The sequence below is a fragment of the Gammaproteobacteria bacterium genome, from assembly GCA_036381015.1.
Taxonomy (GTDB): domain Bacteria; phylum Pseudomonadota; class Gammaproteobacteria; order Steroidobacterales; family Rariloculaceae; genus ZC4RG20.
Window position 1 is genome coordinate 131,197 of the sequence record DASVDR010000015.1, and the last position, 18,186, is coordinate 149,382.

General features: G+C 69.9%; 18 protein-coding genes. 8 read left to right on the plus strand and 10 right to left on the minus strand.

Annotated features, from left to right (window positions below):
• Positions 1-40: 40 nt before the first annotated feature.
• Positions 41-979, plus strand: a complete 939-nt coding sequence (locus tag VF329_06570) for a hypothetical protein (protein ID HEX7080659.1) — start codon at positions 41-43, stop codon at positions 977-979.
• A 168-nt stretch (positions 980-1,147) separates the two neighbouring features.
• Complete coding sequence (locus VF329_06575) at positions 1,148-2,428, plus strand: tetratricopeptide repeat protein (protein ID HEX7080660.1); 1,281 nt, start codon at positions 1,148-1,150, stop codon at positions 2,426-2,428.
• 94 nt (positions 2,429-2,522) lie between these two features.
• Here the strand turns inward: VF329_06575 and VF329_06580 are convergent, their stop codons facing one another.
• From VF329_06580 to VF329_06600, 5 genes are all read right to left on the minus strand, one after another.
• Positions 2,523-3,137 carry a glutathione S-transferase family protein gene (locus tag VF329_06580; GenBank protein HEX7080661.1) on the minus strand — a complete coding sequence of 205 codons (615 nt, stop codon included), beginning with the start codon at positions 3,135-3,137 and terminating at the stop codon, positions 2,523-2,525.
• Between the two features lie 179 nt (positions 3,138-3,316).
• A complete protein-coding gene (locus VF329_06585) occupies positions 3,317-4,966 on the minus strand; it encodes a BamA/TamA family outer membrane protein (protein ID HEX7080662.1) in 1,650 nt (549 codons plus the stop codon).
• 200 nt (positions 4,967-5,166) lie between these two features.
• Positions 5,167-5,763, minus strand: coding sequence for a class I SAM-dependent methyltransferase (locus tag VF329_06590; GenBank protein HEX7080663.1), 597 nt, complete (start codon positions 5,761-5,763; stop codon positions 5,167-5,169).
• Between the two features lie 55 nt (positions 5,764-5,818).
• Positions 5,819-6,973, minus strand: coding sequence for an NAD(P)-dependent alcohol dehydrogenase (locus VF329_06595; protein ID HEX7080664.1), 1,155 nt, complete (start codon positions 6,971-6,973; stop codon positions 5,819-5,821).
• Positions 6,960-7,514, minus strand: coding sequence for a M15 family metallopeptidase (locus tag VF329_06600; GenBank protein ID HEX7080665.1), 555 nt, complete (start codon positions 7,512-7,514; stop codon positions 6,960-6,962). The genes VF329_06595 and VF329_06600 overlap by 14 nt, the downstream gene beginning before the upstream one ends.
• 181 nt (positions 7,515-7,695) lie before the next feature.
• On the opposite strand from VF329_06600, the gene mtgA reads away from it, so the two are divergent.
• Together mtgA and VF329_06610 are read left to right on the plus strand one after the other, a co-directional pair.
• Complete coding sequence (mtgA, locus tag VF329_06605; GenBank protein ID HEX7080666.1) at positions 7,696-8,412, plus strand: monofunctional biosynthetic peptidoglycan transglycosylase; 717 nt, start codon at positions 7,696-7,698, stop codon at positions 8,410-8,412.
• Entirely contained in the window at positions 8,406-9,047 is a 642-nt protein-coding gene (locus VF329_06610; GenBank protein ID HEX7080667.1) for a DNA-deoxyinosine glycosylase, read from the plus strand. The genes mtgA and VF329_06610 overlap by 7 nt, the downstream gene beginning before the upstream one ends.
• Positions 9,048-9,071: 24 nt before the next feature.
• On the opposite strand, the gene VF329_06615 is transcribed toward VF329_06610, so the two are convergent.
• The 4 genes from VF329_06615 to VF329_06630 are packed head-to-tail and all read right to left on the minus strand — an operon-like array spanning position 9,072 to position 11,929.
• Positions 9,072-9,410: a DUF4389 domain-containing protein gene (locus VF329_06615; GenBank protein HEX7080668.1), complete on the minus strand. Its 339-nt coding sequence runs from the start codon at positions 9,408-9,410 to the stop codon at positions 9,072-9,074.
• Between the two features lie 17 nt (positions 9,411-9,427).
• On the minus strand, positions 9,428-10,828 hold the full coding sequence (locus VF329_06620; GenBank protein ID HEX7080669.1) for a HAMP domain-containing sensor histidine kinase: 1,401 nt from the start codon (positions 10,826-10,828) through the stop codon (positions 9,428-9,430).
• A 15-nt stretch (positions 10,829-10,843) separates the two neighbouring features.
• Complete coding sequence (locus VF329_06625; GenBank protein HEX7080670.1) at positions 10,844-11,527, minus strand: response regulator transcription factor; 684 nt, start codon at positions 11,525-11,527, stop codon at positions 10,844-10,846.
• Positions 11,528-11,539: 12 nt separating this feature from the next.
• Entirely contained in the window at positions 11,540-11,929 is a 390-nt protein-coding gene (locus tag VF329_06630) for a DUF6491 family protein (protein HEX7080671.1), read from the minus strand.
• 217 nt (positions 11,930-12,146) lie between these two features.
• On the opposite strand from VF329_06630, the gene VF329_06635 reads away from it, so the two are divergent.
• The 4 genes from VF329_06635 (at position 12,147) to VF329_06650 (ending at position 17,240) form a co-directional block, all read left to right on the plus strand.
• The gene (locus VF329_06635; protein ID HEX7080672.1) at positions 12,147-13,655 is read left to right on the plus strand and encodes a DegQ family serine endoprotease; all 1,509 of its coding nucleotides are present in this window, start codon (positions 12,147-12,149) and stop codon (positions 13,653-13,655) included.
• Positions 13,656-13,924: 269 nt separating this feature from the next.
• Positions 13,925-14,758, plus strand: coding sequence for a peptidylprolyl isomerase (locus tag VF329_06640; protein HEX7080673.1), 834 nt, complete (start codon positions 13,925-13,927; stop codon positions 14,756-14,758).
• Positions 14,755-15,765, plus strand: coding sequence for a HupE/UreJ family protein (locus VF329_06645; GenBank protein HEX7080674.1), 1,011 nt, complete (start codon positions 14,755-14,757; stop codon positions 15,763-15,765). Before VF329_06640 ends, VF329_06645 begins: the two co-directional genes overlap by 4 nt.
• A gap of 203 nt (positions 15,766-15,968) precedes the next feature.
• Positions 15,969-17,240: a hypothetical protein gene (locus VF329_06650; protein HEX7080675.1), complete on the plus strand. Its 1,272-nt coding sequence runs from the start codon at positions 15,969-15,971 to the stop codon at positions 17,238-17,240.
• On the opposite strand, the gene VF329_06655 is transcribed toward VF329_06650, so the two are convergent.
• The gene (locus VF329_06655) at positions 17,200-18,156 is read right to left on the minus strand and encodes an arginine deiminase-related protein (protein ID HEX7080676.1); all 957 of its coding nucleotides are present in this window, start codon (positions 18,154-18,156) and stop codon (positions 17,200-17,202) included. The genes VF329_06650 and VF329_06655 overlap by 41 nt on opposite strands.
• Between the last annotated feature and the right edge of the window lie 30 nt (positions 18,157-18,186).

Consider the following 18,186-nt stretch of genomic DNA (forward strand, 5'->3'; position numbering starts at 1 on the left):
CACGGATTGCAGAATCGGGAACGAAGGCGGCTCGGAAGCCGTGAGCTCGCGGTATCGGGCGCGTCCGGGTGACGGCGCCCACCGGGCGCGGGCGTATGCGGACGCCGAGCGCCCCGGAAGGGCCCTCGGCGCTCGCCGGTTGCCGCTCGCGGGGCTCGTCGCGATCGGCTTGGCCGGCGGAATGCCGGCGTGGGCCCAGGACGGCGGCGCGAACGCCGCCACGGAGAACCTGGACGTGACGATGACGCTGCTGCCGGAGGACGCCACGCGCCCGGAGGCCGTCACGCGGATCATCGAGCTCCCGGAGGGGTTGCTCGAGGTCAAGGGCCGGGGCTCGGCGCCGGGTGACGCGGCTGCGGACCGGCGCGGAGGGCAGGACGCCGCGGGCGACGGGAGCGGCGCCGCGGAGCAGCGCGGGAACGCGCATCGCGGCGGTGCGCGCGATCCCGATGATCGGCCGGAGGCCGCCCGGCAGGTCGCGGACGGCCGCGAGCGGCAGGCTGCGGACGGCCGCGGGCGGCAGGCTGCGGACGGCGGCGGGCGGCGAGATGCGGGCGGCGCGGTGCGCGACGGACAGGGCGCCGTGCAAACGGCCGCCCGCGCCGCGCGGGAAGCCGGCGACCGCGGGCGGGATGCGGCCCGCGATAGCGGGTCCGGGAGCCGCGGTGCCGACCGGGATGCGCGCCGCGATGCCGAGGGCGCCGCGCGTCGGGATGCCGAGGGGGCCGCGCGCCGCGATGCCGACGGGGCCGCGCGCCGCGATGCCGCGGCCGCTGCTCGTGAAGCACGCGAAGCCGGCCGCAACCTCGCGGATCGCGCCCGCGCCGCCGGGCGGGACGCCGCCGACGACGCCCGCGAAGTCCGCGAAAACGCAAGACGCGGGCGCTCCGGAGGCGGCGACGGCGGCGAGCGCCCGGACCGGCCCGCCCGTCCGGAAATTCCAGGCCGCGGGGATTCCCCGGGGCGGTCCGGGCAGTAGCGGCGTCGCATCGGTCCTCCCGAGCGAACCGTCCCGAACACGAGACGGGCCCGGGATCGTCGCCGAACGGCAACGATGGCGCTGGTCTTGCATGCCTGGGTTAGACTCGCCGGCAGCCGCCTTCGAAACGGCGCGACGACACGAACTGAACTCGGAGTAGCTCGTACGATGCCGCGCTACGTCAAACTCGCAAGCCTCGCATGGCTCGCCTGCACTGCGGCGGCAGGGACCGCCTCCGCTGCCCCGATCGAGGGCGACGCGAGCGATCGTTTCACCGCCGGCAGCGACGCGTTCGCCGAAGGCGACTACGCGACGGCCGCCGAAGCGTTTCAGGCGGCTCGCGCGGCCGGCATGACCGGCCCCGCGGTCGAATACAACATCGGCGTCAGCTATTACCGCTTGGGCGATTTCGAGCGGGCCGAGGAGGCGTTCCGAACGTTGGCCGCGGAGTATCCGGACATGCGGGCGCTCGCGCAGTACAACCTCGGATTGTCGCTGACGCGCCAGAACCGCATCGCGGAGGCCCGCGCCGCGTTCGAGCAAGCCCGCACGAGCGATGATCCGACGCTCGCCGCGCTCGCCGAGGCCATGCTTCGGCGCTCGGCGACGGCGGGCGAGCCGCTCCCGGAGCCCGAGCGGTGGGTCAGGCTGCTCGATTTCGCCCTCGGCTACGACGACAACGTGGCGCTCGTCGAGGAGTCGAGCCTGCCGGCCGGCCTCTCGACGAGCAGCCCGCTGCTCGAGGGGTTCGGGCTGTTGAGCGGAAGGCTCGGCGACGAGGTGCCGGTGCGGTTGGACGCGAGCGCGTACCTCGTGCGGTATAGCGATGCGCCGGAGTTCGACCAGGATGGGCTGCGCGTCGGCGTCGCCTATCTTTGGGACTGGGCCGACTGGCGCATGGACGCCGGGCCCTATTACAACTACAGCGGGCTCGACGGGCAGGGGTTCGAGCAGCGGATCGGTGCTTCGTTGAACGCCCGATATCCGATCAACGATCTCGCGTCGTTGTCGATCCGCTTCATTCACGACGACGTGGGCGAGCTGTCGTCGGCCTACGACTTCGTGAACGGCACGCGCGACCGCATCAGCATCGGCTTCGAGCGGCTCCAAGACCGCGGACGCGTGGAGCTCGGCTACGTGCACGAGCGCAACGACCGCGACGGCCCCGGAGTTTCCCCCACGCGCCACGAGGTCTTCGCGGGTTACGAGCACGCGCTGAATGCGGATTGGTCCGTCGAGGTCGAGGGGTTGCTGAGGATGAGCACGTACGACGAGCTCGCCGAGCCGCGCGACGAGGACTTCTCGCAGCTCAGCCTCACGGCAACCAGAGATTTTCAGTCCGGCTGGCAGCTTCTCGGTCAGTACCGCGTGGCGGACAACGCGTCGAACGTGGACACCTTTTCCTACGACCGCAACCGCGTGATCTTCAGCCTGAACCGGCTGTTCTGACGCCAAAAAAGGTGTCCGCCAAAAAAGGTGTCAGACACCTTTTTCCGGAAAATGGTGTCAGACACTTTTTTCGGTCAAATGGTGTCTGACACCTTCAGCGAAAGGGCCGGCCGTCGATGTCGATCGCGCGCGGCAGCGCGCGAATTCGGTCGAGCCAGCCGGTGACGGCGGGCCAGCGGCCCGTGTCATAGCCCGACACGTCGAGCATCGAAATCGGCCCGAAGCACGAGATATCGGCGATCGTCGCGTGCTCGCGCGCAAGCCATTCCCGAGCCGCAAGGTGCCGATCCATGATCGCGAGGATGTGGTCGCAGCGCGCGTCGATCTCCGCGTCCGACAGCTTGATCGCTTCGGGCCGCCGGATCTTCGCCCGCTTCATCCACGGGCCTTGATGCACCTCGTTCGCGGACTTCGAAAGCCACTCCGCGACCTTTGCTTCCCCTTCGGCGTCGCTCGGCAGCCACCGCCCCGAGCCGTCGTACTTGCGGGCGAGATACACCAGACACGCATGCGAGTCGGCGATCGTGAACGCGCCGTCCTGCATGGCGGGCATCTGGCCGAACGGGTTCAGCGACAGGAACGGCTCGCGCTTGTGCTCGCCGCCGTACATGTCGATGTCGACGAGCTCGTACTCGAGGTCGAGCATCGAAAGGAGAAGGCGCACCTTGTACCCGTTGATCGACGCCATCGTCGAGTGCAGTCGTATCATCGTCGTTCTCGCGAAGCCGGTTGGAGCCATCCAATGATAGACGTCCGGGGCGACGGCGCAAAAAGGGTGTCGAAAAGGTGTCCAAAAAAAGGTGTCAGACACCTTTTTCCGGGAAATGGTGTCTGACACGTTTTCTCGTTCTGAAAAAGGTGTCTGACACCTTTTTTTGGACACCTCCGTCAGAAGGAGCGCTTGGTCTCGATGGTGAGCTGGACGTCGTCGATCGTCTCGTCGCCGCCGATCGGAAAGGCGAGGTCGATGTGCACGACCTGGCGGCTGCTCGAGCGCGGCGACGTGAGGCGCAGGCCGACACCGAAGTCGTAGAGGTCGCCGAGGCTCGGCGTGGCGCGCGGATCTTCTCCCCACACGCGGCCGGCGTCGAAGAACACGGCGTAGCCGACTCGGAACAGCCGCAGAGGATACCAATCCGTGAAGAAGCGCTGCTCGAGCGTCAGCGCGGCGCTTTGCTCGCCGGCCTGGTACCGGAGCGGGTAGCCGCGCAGACCGTTATCGCCGCCGAGCAGAACCTGCAGCTCCGGGTCGAGCCGGTTGGTCGCGGTCGCATAGAGGCTCGCGAGAAACAGGTGGCCGCCGAGGTTGCGGTGGTAGTAGCGCCCGCCGGCCGAGATCACCGTGTTGCGGTACTCGCCGTCCTCGCGGCGCGTGGATCCGCTGGCGTCGACGAGGAGCAGCCGGCCCGGTCCGACCTCCCACCCCTTGTGCACGCCGACGTTCAATAGCGTCGCGTCGCGGTCGGCACCGAGGCTCTCGGACGAAAAGCCGACGCTCGCCGTGAGGTTCAAGCCGAGCGGAACGTCCTCGGTGCGCCCGATGTCGTTCAGCTCGGTCATCACCCGGAAGTCGTCCTCGATCAGCTGAAAGCCGACCCACGGGTAGACCAGCTTGCGGTCGGGCGGCAAGAGCAGCGTGTCCGGCGCCTCGGGCGTCGGCGCGAACTCGTCGTGCGCATAAGTGAAGCCGGCGAGCCAGCGCAGGGCACGCCGGCCTTCGAGCCCCCGCGACCAGCCTCCTTCGACCGAGAAGCCGCGCCGCCGGTGGCGGAACTCGTCGATTTCCTCGCCGAGGTCGTAGATCGTCTCCACCCGCTCGTCATCGACGACGGCGCCGGAGACCGACCACCGCGTGTCGAGCGCGAAGAACGGCCGGCCGGCCGCGATCGAGAATCGCTCGCCGTCGCTCAAGTTCGCGAGCACGACGTCGAGCCGCGCGCGGCTGCCGCGCACGTTCGGATCGGTATAGCCGAAATAGGCCTCGTCGCGATCCACGTCGCTCGTGTAGGAGACGGTGAGCCCCTTGCCGGTACCGAGCAGGTTGCTTTCCTCGACGCCGAGGCCGACCTCGTTCTCGCCGCCGTTGCGCCCGAGCTCGAGCTCCGGCGACAGCGACCAGCCGTCGCGGACGTTCACGAGGATGTCGACCGTGTTCGACTCGGCGTGATAGGCGCTCGGCGTGGCGGTGGCTTCCACGAGAAAATCCCGAGAACGCAATAAGCGCGCCGACTCCTCGAGCAGCCGCGGGTCGAACCGGTCCCCCGGTGCGAAAAGCAGCACGTCCTCGATGACGTCCTCCCGGGTCTTCACATGGACGCGGTTCGCCCAGCGGTACAGGCGTTTGCTCTCGTCGGGATTGCTCGTGTCGAAAACGTTGTCGACGGCGATCTCGATCTTGCCGATGCGTGCGCCGCGCCGCGCGAGCTCCTCGAGCAGCAGCGCCTCGCCGCTCGTCTGCGTTTCGCCGCCGGCCGGAGCTTGCGGGTACGAGACGTCCGACGCGCAGGCGAGACACCACGCGATCGCGAGGGCACGCATGCGGCGGACGCCGCAGCGCGCCGACGATCGGCGGGGCGGTGAGGAGCGAAAAACGCGCATCCTGGCGGTACGTCAGAGGGAGGCTTTCTCGGATGCCCCGACCTTACCATTTTCGGTGCCGTCGGCGCGCTCGAGCCCGTGCGGACGGAAAACACGCTGGCCGTTCAAAGGGTTGCGTGTACGCGCGTCGGTCGTCGTCGTCAACGTGCCTTGCCGCGGAGGATCAACTGCGCGAGCGCGACGCGGCGGCCGTCCGGGTCCGTCACGATGCCCTCGCGGTAGAGCTCGACGATCGCCTGCCCGGGGGGCGCGGAGAGCGCGGCGCGCAGCAGCTCGTTGCGGCGCATCCGAAACGCCGCGCTCCTCGGGCCGGCGACGTCCTCGTCCGCGTCCACGTGCTGCTCGCAGAGCAGCACGCCGCCCGCGGCGAACCGCTCGATCAGCTGCGGAAAGAGCGCGCGGTTGACGTAGCGGACGAGGACGATCAGATCGTACGGCCCGGCGGGCAGGGCCGCGGATTCGAGGTCCGCCTCGATGAATCGCACGTCGAGCCCTCGGTCGGCCGCGGCTTGCCGAGCGCGGTCGAGCGCAACGCCGGAGATATCAACGGCGTCGACTTGACGTCCAGTCGACGCGAGAAACAGGCTGTTGCGTCCCGCGCCGCACGCGACGTCGAGCGCGCGGCCGCGAGGGAGCCGCGCGGACCACTCCTCGAGCAGTGCGGTCGGATGCTCGCGCTCGGCGTACGCGCCTTCGCGGTAGCGCTCGTTCCACTTGCGGCGATCGGCTTCGCTCATCCTTGCGACGCGGCTCGGCTGCCTGCAAGCAAAAAGCAGCCGCCCGCGGTCCCCGTCAGAGGCGGATCACGATCTTGCCCATGTAGCTGCCGTTCTGCATGAGGTCGAACGCCGCCGGCGCGTCCTCGAGCTCGAACACGCGGTCGACGACCGGCCGCAGCCGATGCCCGCTGATGAACCGGTTCATCGCCTCGAAGTCCTCCCGCGAGCCGACGTAGATGCCGGTGACCCGCGCGCCGAGGCCCATCAGCTGCCCGACCGGGATGCTGCTCGCGAACCCGGAGAGGCCGCCGATCAGCGCGACGTGCCCATCGTAGGCGAGCGCCTCGAGCGCTTTCGGCAGCGTGTCCTCGCCGCCGACCTCGAGCACGTGGTCGACGCCTCGGCCGCCCGTCAGCGCGCGAACCTCGCGCTGCCAGTCCGCATTCGTGCGGTAGTTCGCCGTGCCCACGGCGCCGAGCGCCTTCGCGCGCTCGAGCTTCTCGTCGCTCGAGCTCGTGATGATCGGTCGCGCGCCGGCCGCAGCGGCGAACTGCAAACCGAACAGCGACACGCCGCCCGTGCCCTCGAGCAGCACGTAGTCGCCGGGCTCGAGCCCGCCGTACTTGAAGAGGCCGACATACGCGGTGACCCCGGCGCAGGGCAGCGTCGCGGCTTCCTCGAACGACAGATGCTCCGGAATCGCGACGAGCGCGTCCTCGCTCGACACGATGACCTCGGAAAGCATGCCGCCCGCGTTGCCGCCGCGTGCCGACGCAATCGACTCGGCCGACCGGTCGCCGCGGATCCACCGCTCGAAGAAAATGCCCGCGACGCGATCACCGACCTCGAAGCGCGTGACGCCGGGGCCGACCGCGATGACCTCGCCGGCCCCGTCCGAGAGCGGAATCCCGCCGGCCGCGTTCGCGCCGCCCGGCCCGTAACGCGCGTTCAGCATCAGCACGTCGCGCCGGTTGAGCGACGCCGCGCGCACGCGCACGAGCACCTCCCCCGGCCCCGCTTCGGGCTGCGGCACCTCCTTCAGCACGAGCTCGTAGCCGCCGCCGTCGCGCGGCGCGAACTGGTACTGGCGGATCGTCTCCGCGGCCGAGAGCGGCGCGGCGCCGAGCGCGAGCGTCGCCGCCGCCGCGAGCGCGGCGCCGACGCGGCGCTCGAGGCGCGGTCGCCGCAAGCGGAAAGACGAGGCCGATGCAGGCTCATCGAGTCGCATTCGCATTCCTCCTCGATCGGGAACGGGTGCTTTCCGGAAGCTGGGACCAGTGCCACGGCTCGTAGACGAAGCCGTAGCGGTTGTTCCGGCCGTACGGCATGCGGAAACCGAAGCGCTCGGCGTTATGCTGCAGCCAAAAGAACGCCTCCGAACGCTCGAACTCCTCGGTCAGCGGCCGCGAGCCGGGCGTCGCGATGTCGACGGCCTTGCCGGTATGGTGCTGGCTGAATCCGGGCGCCGCGTTCGCTTTCAGGATGACGGCGATGTCCTGGCCGCGCGCGAGCTTGGCGCGGATCAGCCGGACCTGATGGCTCACGCTGCGAAAGCCCGAGACGAGCAGCAGCCGCACGCCGTCCTCGGCTGCGGCGGTCTTCATCGCGCGCCAATCGCGGGCCGTCTTCGGCCAGAGACGCTGCATTCGGCCGATGATGTTCGGTTCCACCTCTTCGAGCTTCTCGGCGTCGGCATAGGCGGGCAGCGGCGGATCCACGCCGTAATTCGGAGGAATACCGAGATCGGCGAACCAGCGCGGTCGCTGCACGTCCGTGGATCCTCTGCGGTGCGGAATGCGCCCGTCTTGCCGGATTGTACAGCCGGGGCCGGACTTGTATTAGGGTAAACCGACGCGGCTCGGGCGCCGCAGCGACGAAGGCCGCCGACAAGGGGAGACGGCGAGCGCTGCGGCCCGCACCGGAGCCGCAACCGCGGGAGGACGATTACTTGTGGGACGCCGTTCCGGACGCAAACGCTCGTTCCGCCCCGGCCGTTTCATCGTCAGGGCCGTGGCGGCGCTTCTGCTTTTCGGGCTGATCGGCAGCGCCGCGCTCGTCGGCCTGCTGCGCGTCGCGAACCCGCCGTTCACGGCGATGATGCTCGAGCAGCCGATGCCGCTCGCCGACCAGCGGCACGATTGGAGGGACCGCGAGCACATCGCCGCGTCGGCCGCTTACGCGGTGATCGCGGCGGAGGATCAACGCTTTCTCATGCACAACGGCTTCGACTTCGCATCCATCGAGAAGGCGCTCGAGGACTATCGCGCGGGCGAGGGGCTGCGCGGCGCGTCGACGATCACGCAGCAGGTCGCGAAGAACCTGTTTCTCTGGCCGGGCCGCAGCTTCTTTCGCAAGGGAATCGAGGCTTACTTCACGCTGCTGATCGAGGCGTTCTGGCCGAAGGAGCGGATCCTCGAGGTGTACTTGAACGTCGCGGAATTCGGGACCGGCGTGTTCGGCGTGGAGGCCGCCTCGCAGGAGTTTTTCGCCACGTCGGCGGCGGAGCTCCGTCCCGAGCAGGCGGCGCTGCTCGCCGCCGTGCTGCCGAACCCGAAGGAGCTGCGCGCGGACCGGCCGAGCGAATACGTCCGCAGCCGCCAGGCCCACATCCTCGGGCAAATGCGTACGCTTCGCGCGCACGGCCACTACGGAGCGCTCGCATGGTGAGCGAAGCGCGCCGCGGCACACGCGGCGTCGGCACGCTGCACGGCGAAGGGCGACGATCCGGCGCCGCCGGCGGCAAAACGCGCACGGCCTCGTCGCGACGCGCGAAGATCGCGGACGCCGCCCCTTACGCGCGCGGCTTTCCGCCGGTCGCGGCGCCGACCGCCGAGGTGCTGATCCTCGGCAGCCTGCCGGGCGAGATGTCGATCGCGATGCAGCAGTACTACGCGCAGCCGCGGAACGCGTTCTGGCGGATCATGGGCGAGGTGTGCGGCGCGGAGCCCGCGCTGCCGTATGCAAAGCGCCTCGAGCGGCTGAAGGCGGCGCGCATCGCGTTGTGGGACGTGCTCGCGGCCGGCGAGCGCCGCGGCAGCCTCGACTCGGCGATCGTCCCCGCGACGATGGTCGTGAACGACTTCGCGTCGTTCTTCGCGGCCCACCCCGGCATCCGCTTCGTCTCGTTCAACGGCACGAAGGCGGCCGAGCTCTACCGCCGCCACGTGCTGCCGACGCTGCCTCCCGATGTCGCGGCGCTCGAGTCCCGGCGGCTGCCGTCGACGAGCCCCGCGAACGCGTCGTACTCGTTCGAGCGGAAGCTCGAGCTGTGGACGGCCGCGCTCCGCGATCGTTTGTGCTGACGATTCGCGTCCGGCCGGAACGGGTCAGTCGAGGTCCGGCGGGTCCGTGGGCCAATCCATGTCGATCGGAAACGGCCGCTCGTCGCTATTGAACGTGAGATAGAGGATGATCTGGTAGGTGTAGATCGCGAGCGATTGCCCGAGCTCGCGCAGCCGCTCGTTCGGTGCGCCGTTCAACAGCACCCAGAAGAACTGCACGGCGACGACCACGGTCGCGACCAGCTCCGCGACCGCGTAGGCGACGACGAAGCAGAGCATGAAGAAGAGCCGAAGCCACGTGGCCTTCGACTTCACGTTCTCTTGAATCGGCCGGCGCGTGTCGAAGCTCTCTGCCGCGCCCGGCGGGGGAGCGTCGTGTTCCATGGCGGCCCAATCATACCTCAGACGCCCGCCTGCGCCTCACCGGGCGTTGCGCCGGCGGCCGCCGGAAGGTCGAGCTCCACGACGAGCCCCGGCGCGTTGTCGCCGAGCGCCAGGCGGCCTTCGTGCTGCTCGGCGACCGCCTTCACGAGCGCGAGCCCGAGGCCGTTGCCGGGCAGCGAGCGGGACTGATCGAGGCGGGTGAAGCGCTCGAGGACGCGCTCGCGCTCCTCGGGCGGGATCCCCGGGCCGTCGTCGGCGACGCGCACGGCATAGGCGGCCCGGGGGCGAAGCCTGCGCGTCACGTCCACGGTGATCCGGCCGCCCTCCGGCGCGTGCTTCACCGCGTTGTCGAGGAGATTCGTGAGGGCCTGCGCGAGGAGCTCGCGGTCGCCGAACACGAACGCGTCCGGCGGGTACGCGCAGCGGAGGTCGATTTGCCGCTCCTCGGCCGCGGCCTGATAGAGCTCGCAGACGTCGCGCACGATCGCACCGAGATCGATCCGGGCGAAGGCGCTCCGGTACGCGCCGGACTCGATCCGAGCGATCCGGAGCAGCGCGTTGAACGTGGCGAGCAGCGCGTCGGCCTGCTCGACGCATTCGGCGAGGCCCTCCCGGCTCGGCGCGGGCTCGTTCGCGAGCGTTTCGAGCCGGGTGCGCAGCCGCGTCAGCGGCCCGCGCAGATCGTGCGCGACGCTGTCGCCGACGTGCCGCAAGCCCGCCATCAGCTTCTCGATCTGATCGAGCATCGCATTGACGTTCTCCGCGAGCTCGTCGTGCTCGTCGCCGATCCCGCGGACCGGCACGCGCTGGCTCATGTTGCCGGCCATGATCTGCCGCGTCGTGCGGTTGATCTGTGCGACGCGCCGCTGCGCGCTCCAGCTCACGAGGAGTCCGCCGGCGAGCGCGAGCCCCATCGTCAGGCTCAACCCCCAGATCGATGCGCGCCGGAAGACCTCGTTGATCCGCTCGAGCTCGCGGATGTCGCGCCCGACCATCAGGCGAAAGCCCGGGCCGACGCCGAGCGCGAGCGCGCGCACGGGCGTGTATCCGCCGTCCGGCTCGGGCTTCAGAAAATCGGCCCACTCGCCGCGGCGGTCGAGCTCCACCGGCCACCGGGCGACGTTGCCCGCAATCGGGCGCAGCCCCGCGTCGACGAGGAGGTAGACGGAGCGGTGCTCGGTGTCGCGCCGCACGCGGTCCCCGATCACGTCGATGAGGCCGACGAGGCCGCGCCGCTCCGCCTGCTCGGCAAGGCCCCGGGTCTCCGCCTCGATGATCTCCTCCGTCTGCCGCTCGAGATAGCCGAGCGTGGACCAGTAGATGAAGGTGAAGAGCGCGAGCACGGAGACGCCGAAGAGCGCCATGTAGACGAGCGTCATCTGGAAGACCGACGTGCGGAAGAGAGCGGGCGTCCGCATGACGCGTCGCGCGTCTCAGCCCGCCGCGTCGAGCCGGTAGCCCGCGCCGCGCACCGTGTGCAGCAGCGGCGTGGGAAAGTCGCGGTCGATCTTCGAGCGCAGCCGGCTCACGTGCACGTCGATCACGTTGGTTTGGGGGTCGAAATGATAGTCCCAGACGCCCTCGAGCAGCATCGTCCGGGTCACGACCTGGCCGGCGTGCCGCATCAGGAACTCGAGGAGCTGGAACTCGCGCGGCTGAAGCTCGATCTTCCTGCCGGCGCGGTGCACCTCGCGGCGCAGCAGGTCCATCTTCAGGTCGCCGACCTCGAGCACGGTCGGCGGCGCCGTTCCCGACGACGCGGAGCGCCGCAGCAAGGCCTCGAGACGTGCCATCAGCTCGGTGAACGCGAAGGGCTTCACGAGGTAGTCGTCGCCGCCGGCGCGCAGGCCTTCGACGCGGTCGTCGACTTCACCGAGCGCGCTCAGAACGAGCGCGGGCGTCGTGTTGTTCGACGCCCGCAGCGTTCGAATGACGGTGAGCCCGTCGACGCCGGGCAGCATCCGGTCGACGATCAGCGCGTCATAGCGCTCCGTGGCGGCGAGGAACAGGCCGTCCTTGCCGTTCGCGGCATGATCGACGTTCCAGCCCGCCTCCGACAGCCCCTTCCGGACGAAAGAGGCGACGTCCTTGTCGTCCTCTATGATCAGAATGCGCACGCTCGGGCGGCGTCACGAGCGTTCGGTGAACGCCTCGGCTTGCTCACGGCTCAGCTCGTAAATCTCGCGGATCGGGTAATTGAATCCGTCGATCCGCACCGAGTCGAACCGCGCATGGATGCGGCTGCCGAACGACGTCACGCCGATGGCCCATGCGAATCGCAGGTCCGGGCTCGGGAAGGAGAGCTCCACGAGATACGGCTTGAACGGCGTGGCCCACAGAATCAACGTGTCGTCGTCGACCACGTTCCAGCTGTGCAAGCGTGTCAAGGCCGGAATGCTGTCCACGGGCTCGAGGCTCGTGACGAGCGGGAAGTCGTGCTGCTCGATCTCCACGGGCGCCTTGGCGCCGTACGCAGTCGCCGCCACGGCCATCAGTGCCGTCGCGATCAACGTCTTCATCTCTCTTCACCTCCTGGCACGGTCAAATAGACCCTCCAATGGCTGGAATGTTCCTCCAACCCTACTTGGGCGGAGCTGAACGGCGCATTAACGATCGTTCATGGTCGACCCCGCGGATGACAAATTCGTAGGGTTCCGGTGAGCCCGCGTTAAGGCGCCGGGGCTTAACGTTCCCGCATCGAGCGCTGCGCTCGCAGTCGTATATGGAGGATACGTCATGACCGAACCGAGCATTCGCACCAGGCGCTGGGCCTGGCCGCTCGCCGGCGTCGTCGCCGGCGCGCTCGCGGGCGGCGCTGCGGTCGACTTCGGGCCCGTGCCGTTCTCGGCCGCCGTGGCGCAGGAGCGTCCGGCCACCGCCGATCTCAACGCGCCGTCGTTCGCGGACGTCGTCGAGCGGGCGAGCCCGGCCGTCGTCAACATCTCGGTGACGAAGACGGCGCGCTGGATGCCCGCCGTCAACCGCTTCCGCGCGCGGCCGCCGGAGGAGGCGCCGTTCCGGGGCACCCCGTTCGAGGACTTCTTCGAGCGCTTCTTCGAGCCGCCGAACGCGCCGGGATTGCCGCCCGCCCCGCGCGTGCAGGGCGCGGGCTCGGGCTTCGTGATCGACGCGGACGGATACATCGTGACGAATCACCACGTGATCAGCGACGCGGACGAGATCACGGTCACGTTCCACGACGGCCGGCAGCTCGAGGCGACGGTCGTCGGCGACGATCCGTTGACCGATCTCGCGCTGCTCCGCGTCGAGACGGACGAACCGCTGCCGTTCGTCACCTTCGCGGATTCCGACGCGGTGCGGGTCGGCGAATGGGTGCTCGCGATCGGCAATCCGTTCGGCCTCGGCGGGACGGCGACGGCCGGCATCGTCTCCGCCCGCGGCCGTGACATCGAATCGGGCCCGTACGACGACTACTTGCAGATCGATGCACCGATCAACCGCGGCAATTCCGGCGGGCCCGTGTTCAATGCGGCCGGCGAGGTGATCGGCGTCAGCACCGCGATCTTCTCGCCGAACGGCGGCAACGTCGGCATCGGTTTCGCGATCCCGTCGAACCAGGCGGCGTCGGTCGTCGCGCAGCTTCGGGCCGACGGCACGGTCGAGCGGGGCTGGCTCGGCGTGCAGCTCCAGACGCTCGATCCCGATCTCGCGGAGTCGCTCGGGCTGGAAGAGGCGAAAGGGGCGCTCATTGCCGAGGTGCTCGACGACACGCCGGCCGCGCGGGCGGGCCTCGAGGCCGGCGACGTCGTCACGCGCTTCGGCGACCGCGACATCGCTTCGCCGCGAGACTTGAGCCTCGCGGTCGCCGCCGCGGATCCCGGCGAGACGGTCTCCGTCGAGATCGTGCGCGACGGCGCGACGCGCACGATCGAGGTCGAGCTCGGGGAACGCGCCGATACGGTCGCGTCCGCGCCCGGCGCCGGTCCCGGCGGCCAGGGCAGCCTCGGGCTCCAGCTCGCCCCGCTGACCGATGACGAGCGGGCACGGCTCGGCATCTCCGAGGACGTCGAGGGTGCGCTCATCGTCGGCGTGGTGCCCGGCAGCCCGGCGGCGGAGGAGGGGCTTCGCGCCGGCGACGTGATCGTCGAGGTCAATGGCCGCGCCGTCACGTCGGCCGCCGACGCCGCCGACGCGCTGCGCAACGCCCGCGACGACGGCTCGGACATCCTGATGTTGGTGCGCCGCGGCGACGGGCAGCGATTCGTCGCGCTCGACCGGTCCTGACGCGACCGGCGTCGCGGCCTTTACGGGCGGCGCTCCGGCTCACCCTCCCCGCCGGAGCGCCGCCCGGCCTTGTCCGCCGCTTCCGCGGCGGCCGATAATGCCCCGCCGGGCGCGGGTGCGGCGTCCCCCGCAGAGGTGAGTCGTGCCGACCGCCGGGGAGGGCGCGGAACGCCGCGAGCGAAACCGACGAAGAACTCCCGCCGCGGCGCGCATCGTGGACGTTCTCGCCGTCACACGACGATCGCGTGTATCGCCGCGCCGCCTGAATCATGCTGAAGCTGCTGAAGGATCCGCTGCTGCATTTCCTCGCGATCGGGGCCGCCCTCTTCGCGATCTCGGCCCTTCGGGGCGGCGACGGCGAGGCGCCCGAGCGCATCGTCGTGAGCGCCGCGGAGGTCGAGCGCCTGCGGGCCGCGGCCGAGGTCATGCAAAGGCGTCCGCCGACGCGCGACGAGCTGCTCGAGATGCTGGAGCCGACGATCCGCGACGAGGTCTTCTATCGCGAGGCCCTCGCGCTCGGGCTCGACGAGAACGACGACGAGGTGAGACGCCGTCTGATCGAGAAGATGCAGTACCTCACGCAGAATCTCGCGGACCCGGAGCCTCCGTCGGACGAAGCGCTGCGCGAGTTCTACGCCTCGTCGCCGGCGCGCTTCACGATCCCCGAGCGCGTGACCTTCGATCAGGTGTTCTTCAGCCCGAGTCAGCGCGGAGACGCGCTGGAGCGCGACGTCGCCGAGGCGCTCGACGCGCTGCGCGGCGGCGCGGATCCCGCCGGCGTCGGCGATCGCACGCCGCTCGAGCTGCGCTTCGAGCAGGCCGGCCGCGACCGCGTGTCGGTGCTGTTCGGCGAGGAGATGACTAACGCGCTTTTCACGATGACGCCCGGCGGCTGGACCGGCCCGTACCGGTCGGACTTCGGCCTGCATCTCGTACGCCTCGTCGAGCGGCTTCCCGCCCGGTTGCCGCCGTTCGAGGAGGCGCGCGAGCAGGTGCGCGAGATCTACGCGGCCGAGAAGCGCGCGGCGCGCAACGAGCAGGAGTACGCGCGCATGAGGGCGCGCTACGACGTCGTGATCGAGTGGCCGGAGGGGATCGAGTGACGCGGGGAGCGCGGCTCGCCTGCCTCGTCCTCGCGCTGCCCGCGCTTCTCGCGACCCCCGCGTCCGCGCACCGGCTGAGCCCCGCCTATCTCGGGCTCACGGAGTCGCAGCCGGGCGTCTTCGACGTCGAGTGGAAGGTTTCCGTGCCGGGCGGCCTCGCCGACGTGCTCGTGCCGCAGATTCCGGCCGGCTGCTCGCTGCGAGACGCGGTCCGCACCTACCTCGTCGACGACGCGCGTCTCCAGCACGGCGCGATCGAGTGCGCGGACGGGCTCACCGGGCGTACGCTCGCGGTGGAGGGCTTGCCGGCCACGCAGACCGACGTGCTCGTGCGCGTCGCGTTCGCCGACGGCACGTCGTTCACGCATCGCCTCGTGCCCGAAGCGCCGAGCATCGTGGTGCCGGAGCGGCCGGGGCCGATGACCGTGATCTCGACCTATCTCGCGCTCGGCGTCGAGCACATTCTGCTCGGAATCGACCATCTGCTCTTCGTGCTCGCGCTGCTTCTGATCGTGCGCGGCGTGAAGCGGCTCGTGGCGACGGTGACCGCGTTCACGATCGCGCACAGCATCACGCTCGGCGCGGCGTCTCTCGGGCTCGCGAACGTCCCGTCCGCGCCCGTCGAGGCGACGATCGCGCTCAGCATCCTGTTTCTCGCCACCGAGCTCGCGCGCCGGTCCGGGTCACGCACGGGCGACGAGGATCTGACTTTCCGCTTCCCCTGGATCGTCGCGTTCTGCTTCGGCCTGCTGCACGGCTTCGGCTTCGCCGGCGCCCTCGCGGAGATCGGGCTGCCGCAGCACGCGGTGCCGCTCGCGCTCTTGTTCTTCAACGTCGGCGTCGAGATCGGGCAGCTCCTGTTCATCGCCGCCGTGCTGGGCCTCGCGTGCGTCTGGCGGCGCGGCCCGTGGCCGGCGCCGGAGTGGTGGCCGCGCGCGGCGGCTTACGGAATCGGCTCGGTCTCCGCGTTCTGGGTCCTGGAGCGCGGGGCGGCCGTGGTTTCGTGACTGTCGCGACTGCGCTGCAGCGGAGGAGGTCCCCGGGGCCGGCCGGGCCTGCCGGCGCCCCGCGCGATTCCGGTCGGCGCCGCGGTCGACTTTTCTTAAGGCCGCGCTGAGTTGCACGGCGTTTATTAACGGTTAAAGATTGGCTAGTGTCGTATTCAGACCTCGGTAAGTCCACCGGTGCATTGCCGGCATCGAGCGCAAAAATGGCGGTTTCGACACAGGAGCACGAGCTGATCCGCGAGCAGGCGGCGAAGATCGCGGCGAGCGGCGCGCTCGGCCGGTCCCGCTCCTATGCACGGCTCCTCGAGTTTCTCGTGGCCTGCTCGCTCGAAGGCCGCACGCCGAAGGAGCACGAAATCGCCACCACGGTCTTCAACCGCGGCGCCGACTTCGATCCGGGCCAGGATTCGATGGTGCGCGTGTACGCGCATCATCTGCGCCAGAAGCTCGAGAACTACTACGCCACGGCCGGTCGCGAGGAGCCCGCGAGAATCGTCATCCCGAAAGGGGAGTACCGGGTGGTCGTCGCACCCATCGAGCCCGAGGAAGCGCAGCCCGCCGGGGAGCAGGCAGGGCGCGAAGTCCCGCGCGAGCGGGGCCGCCGCCGCACGGTCGCGTGGGCTGCGGCCGCGGCGGTCGTTGCTCTCGGCGTCGGCGCGCTGATCGGCTGGTCCGCGGCGGAGCGCGAAGTCGTCACGCCGATCGACGGCGTCGCCGACACCGATCTCTGGCGGGCCGTGCTCGACGATTCCACGCCCGCGCTGATCGTCGTCGGCGACTACTACATCTTCGGCGAGATGGACGAGACCGGGAACGTCGACCGCCTGATCCGCAACTTCTCGATCAATTCGAGCCGCGATCTCGACGAGTTCATCATGTTCGAGCCCGATATCGCGAGCCGCTACATCGACCTCGATCTCACTTATCTGCCGCGCGGCGCCGCGTTCGCGCTGCGCGACGTGCTGCGCGTGCTGTTCACCGCCGGGAAGGCGGTGAGCGTCGCGTCGATGTCGGAGCTCGACGCCGCCGATTTGCGCTCGAATCACGTGATCTACATCGGCTACGTGAGCGCGCTCGACAAGCTTTACGACTTCGTCTTCGGGGCCTCCGGCCTCGCCGTCGGCGAGACCTACGACGAGCTGATCGAGCGCGACACGGGCAAGCTCTACCTGAGCGAGGGCGGCATGCCGTCGATCCATCGGAACTACCGGGACTACGGCCTGTTCTCCACGTTCCCCGGGCCGGGCGGTATGCAGTTCATGATCGTCGCCGGAACGCGCGACGCGGGGCTCATGCAGACGGCCTACGCCATCACCGATGCAGAGCATCTCGCGGCGCTCGAGAAGACCGTGGGCAAGCCGGCGATCGGTCCCGCGCCGTCGTTCGAGGTTCTCTACGAGGTTTCGGGGCTCGACCGCACGAACCTCGACGCCGTCATCGTCTACTCGAGCGCGAGGGAGCGGGCGCCGGACTGACGCCGGGCAAGTGCACCTCGGCCAACATGCAGCGCACGCTGCCGCCGCCGTAGGTTTCGATCGTCGCGATCCCGGCCGGGACGAGCTCGCCGTGCGCGCCGAGCGCGCGCCGCCCGGCATCGCCGAGCGCTTCGCAAGCGCGAGCGGAAAGCGCGATCACGGGGCCGCGCGTGCCGCGAAGCTCGAGCAGATTGCCGGCGAACGCGTGCAGCTGATCGAAGCCGATCTCGATCACGGCTCTGCCGCTCGAACGCAGGCCGTCGAGCACGGCGCGCCGCTCGCCGGGATTACGTATCGCCTCGGCGCAGACGATCGCGAACGAGGTGCCGACGGACATCAGCACGTTCGTGTGATAGATCGGGCGGCCCGCGCGGTCGCGCGCGTCGAACACCCGCGTTTCGTATCCGAGCCGGTCGGCGAAGAGATCGACGGCTTCGCGCGACGTGCGCGGCGAGAGGCACGCATAGGCGACGCGGCCCGGGCGGTCGAGGACGAGACTGCCGGTGCCTTCGAGGAAGAGGCCGCGCGACTCGAGCTCGGTGAGATCGACGACTCGGTGCACGGCGTAGCCGAGCGCGCCGAGCGTCTGCACGACGTCGGCCCGGCGCTCGAGCCGGCGGCTCGGCGCCATCATCGGATACAGCACGAGCGTGCCGTCGTGATGCGTGCTGAGCCAGTTGTTCGGGAACACCTCGTCGGGGCAGCGCGGCGTCTCGCGCCCGTCGAGCACGTGCACCGCGACGCCGGCGCGGTCGAGCGCGGCCGCGAGCGCGTCGAGCTCGGCGCGTGCGCGCTTCGCGATCTCCGGGCGGTCCGCGGGCGGCGCCTGGAAGCGGTTCGAGTCGAACGTCTCGGCGTTGCCGGCGAAATGCCTCGGCCGAATCATCAGCACGGCGCTTGCACTCTGGGGCTCCATGCTCCACTCCGCTCGGCGCGTTCGCCGGCG

What these genes read in the sequence shown, in the direction of transcription:
- VF329_06580 (HEX7080661.1), bottom strand. Translation starts at nt 3,137, where the DNA reads ATGATACGACTGCACTCGACGATGGCGTCGATCAACGGGTACAAGGTG.
- VF329_06595 (HEX7080664.1), bottom strand. Translation starts at nt 6,973, where the DNA reads ATGCGACTCGATGAGCCTGCATCGGCCTCGTCTTTCCGCTTGCGGCGA.
- VF329_06615 (HEX7080668.1), bottom strand. Translation starts at nt 9,410, where the DNA reads ATGGAACACGACGCTCCCCCGCCGGGCGCGGCAGAGAGCTTCGACACG.
- VF329_06640 (HEX7080673.1), top strand. Translation starts at nt 13,925, where the DNA reads ATGCTGAAGCTGCTGAAGGATCCGCTGCTGCATTTCCTCGCGATCGGG.
- VF329_06620 (HEX7080669.1), bottom strand. Translation starts at nt 10,828, where the DNA reads ATGCGGACGCCCGCTCTCTTCCGCACGTCGGTCTTCCAGATGACGCTC.
- VF329_06585 (HEX7080662.1), bottom strand. Translation starts at nt 4,966, where the DNA reads ATGCGTGCCCTCGCGATCGCGTGGTGTCTCGCCTGCGCGTCGGACGTC.
- VF329_06635 (HEX7080672.1), top strand. Translation starts at nt 12,147, where the DNA reads ATGACCGAACCGAGCATTCGCACCAGGCGCTGGGCCTGGCCGCTCGCC.
- VF329_06575 (HEX7080660.1), top strand. Translation starts at nt 1,148, where the DNA reads ATGCCGCGCTACGTCAAACTCGCAAGCCTCGCATGGCTCGCCTGCACT.
- VF329_06590 (HEX7080663.1), bottom strand. Translation starts at nt 5,763, where the DNA reads ATGAGCGAAGCCGATCGCCGCAAGTGGAACGAGCGCTACCGCGAAGGC.
- VF329_06630 (HEX7080671.1), bottom strand. Translation starts at nt 11,929, where the DNA reads ATGAAGACGTTGATCGCGACGGCACTGATGGCCGTGGCGGCGACTGCG.
- VF329_06655 (HEX7080676.1), bottom strand. Translation starts at nt 18,156, where the DNA reads ATGGAGCCCCAGAGTGCAAGCGCCGTGCTGATGATTCGGCCGAGGCAT.
- VF329_06610 (HEX7080667.1), top strand. Translation starts at nt 8,406, where the DNA reads ATGGTGAGCGAAGCGCGCCGCGGCACACGCGGCGTCGGCACGCTGCAC.
- VF329_06650 (HEX7080675.1), top strand. Translation starts at nt 15,969, where the DNA reads ATGGCGGTTTCGACACAGGAGCACGAGCTGATCCGCGAGCAGGCGGCG.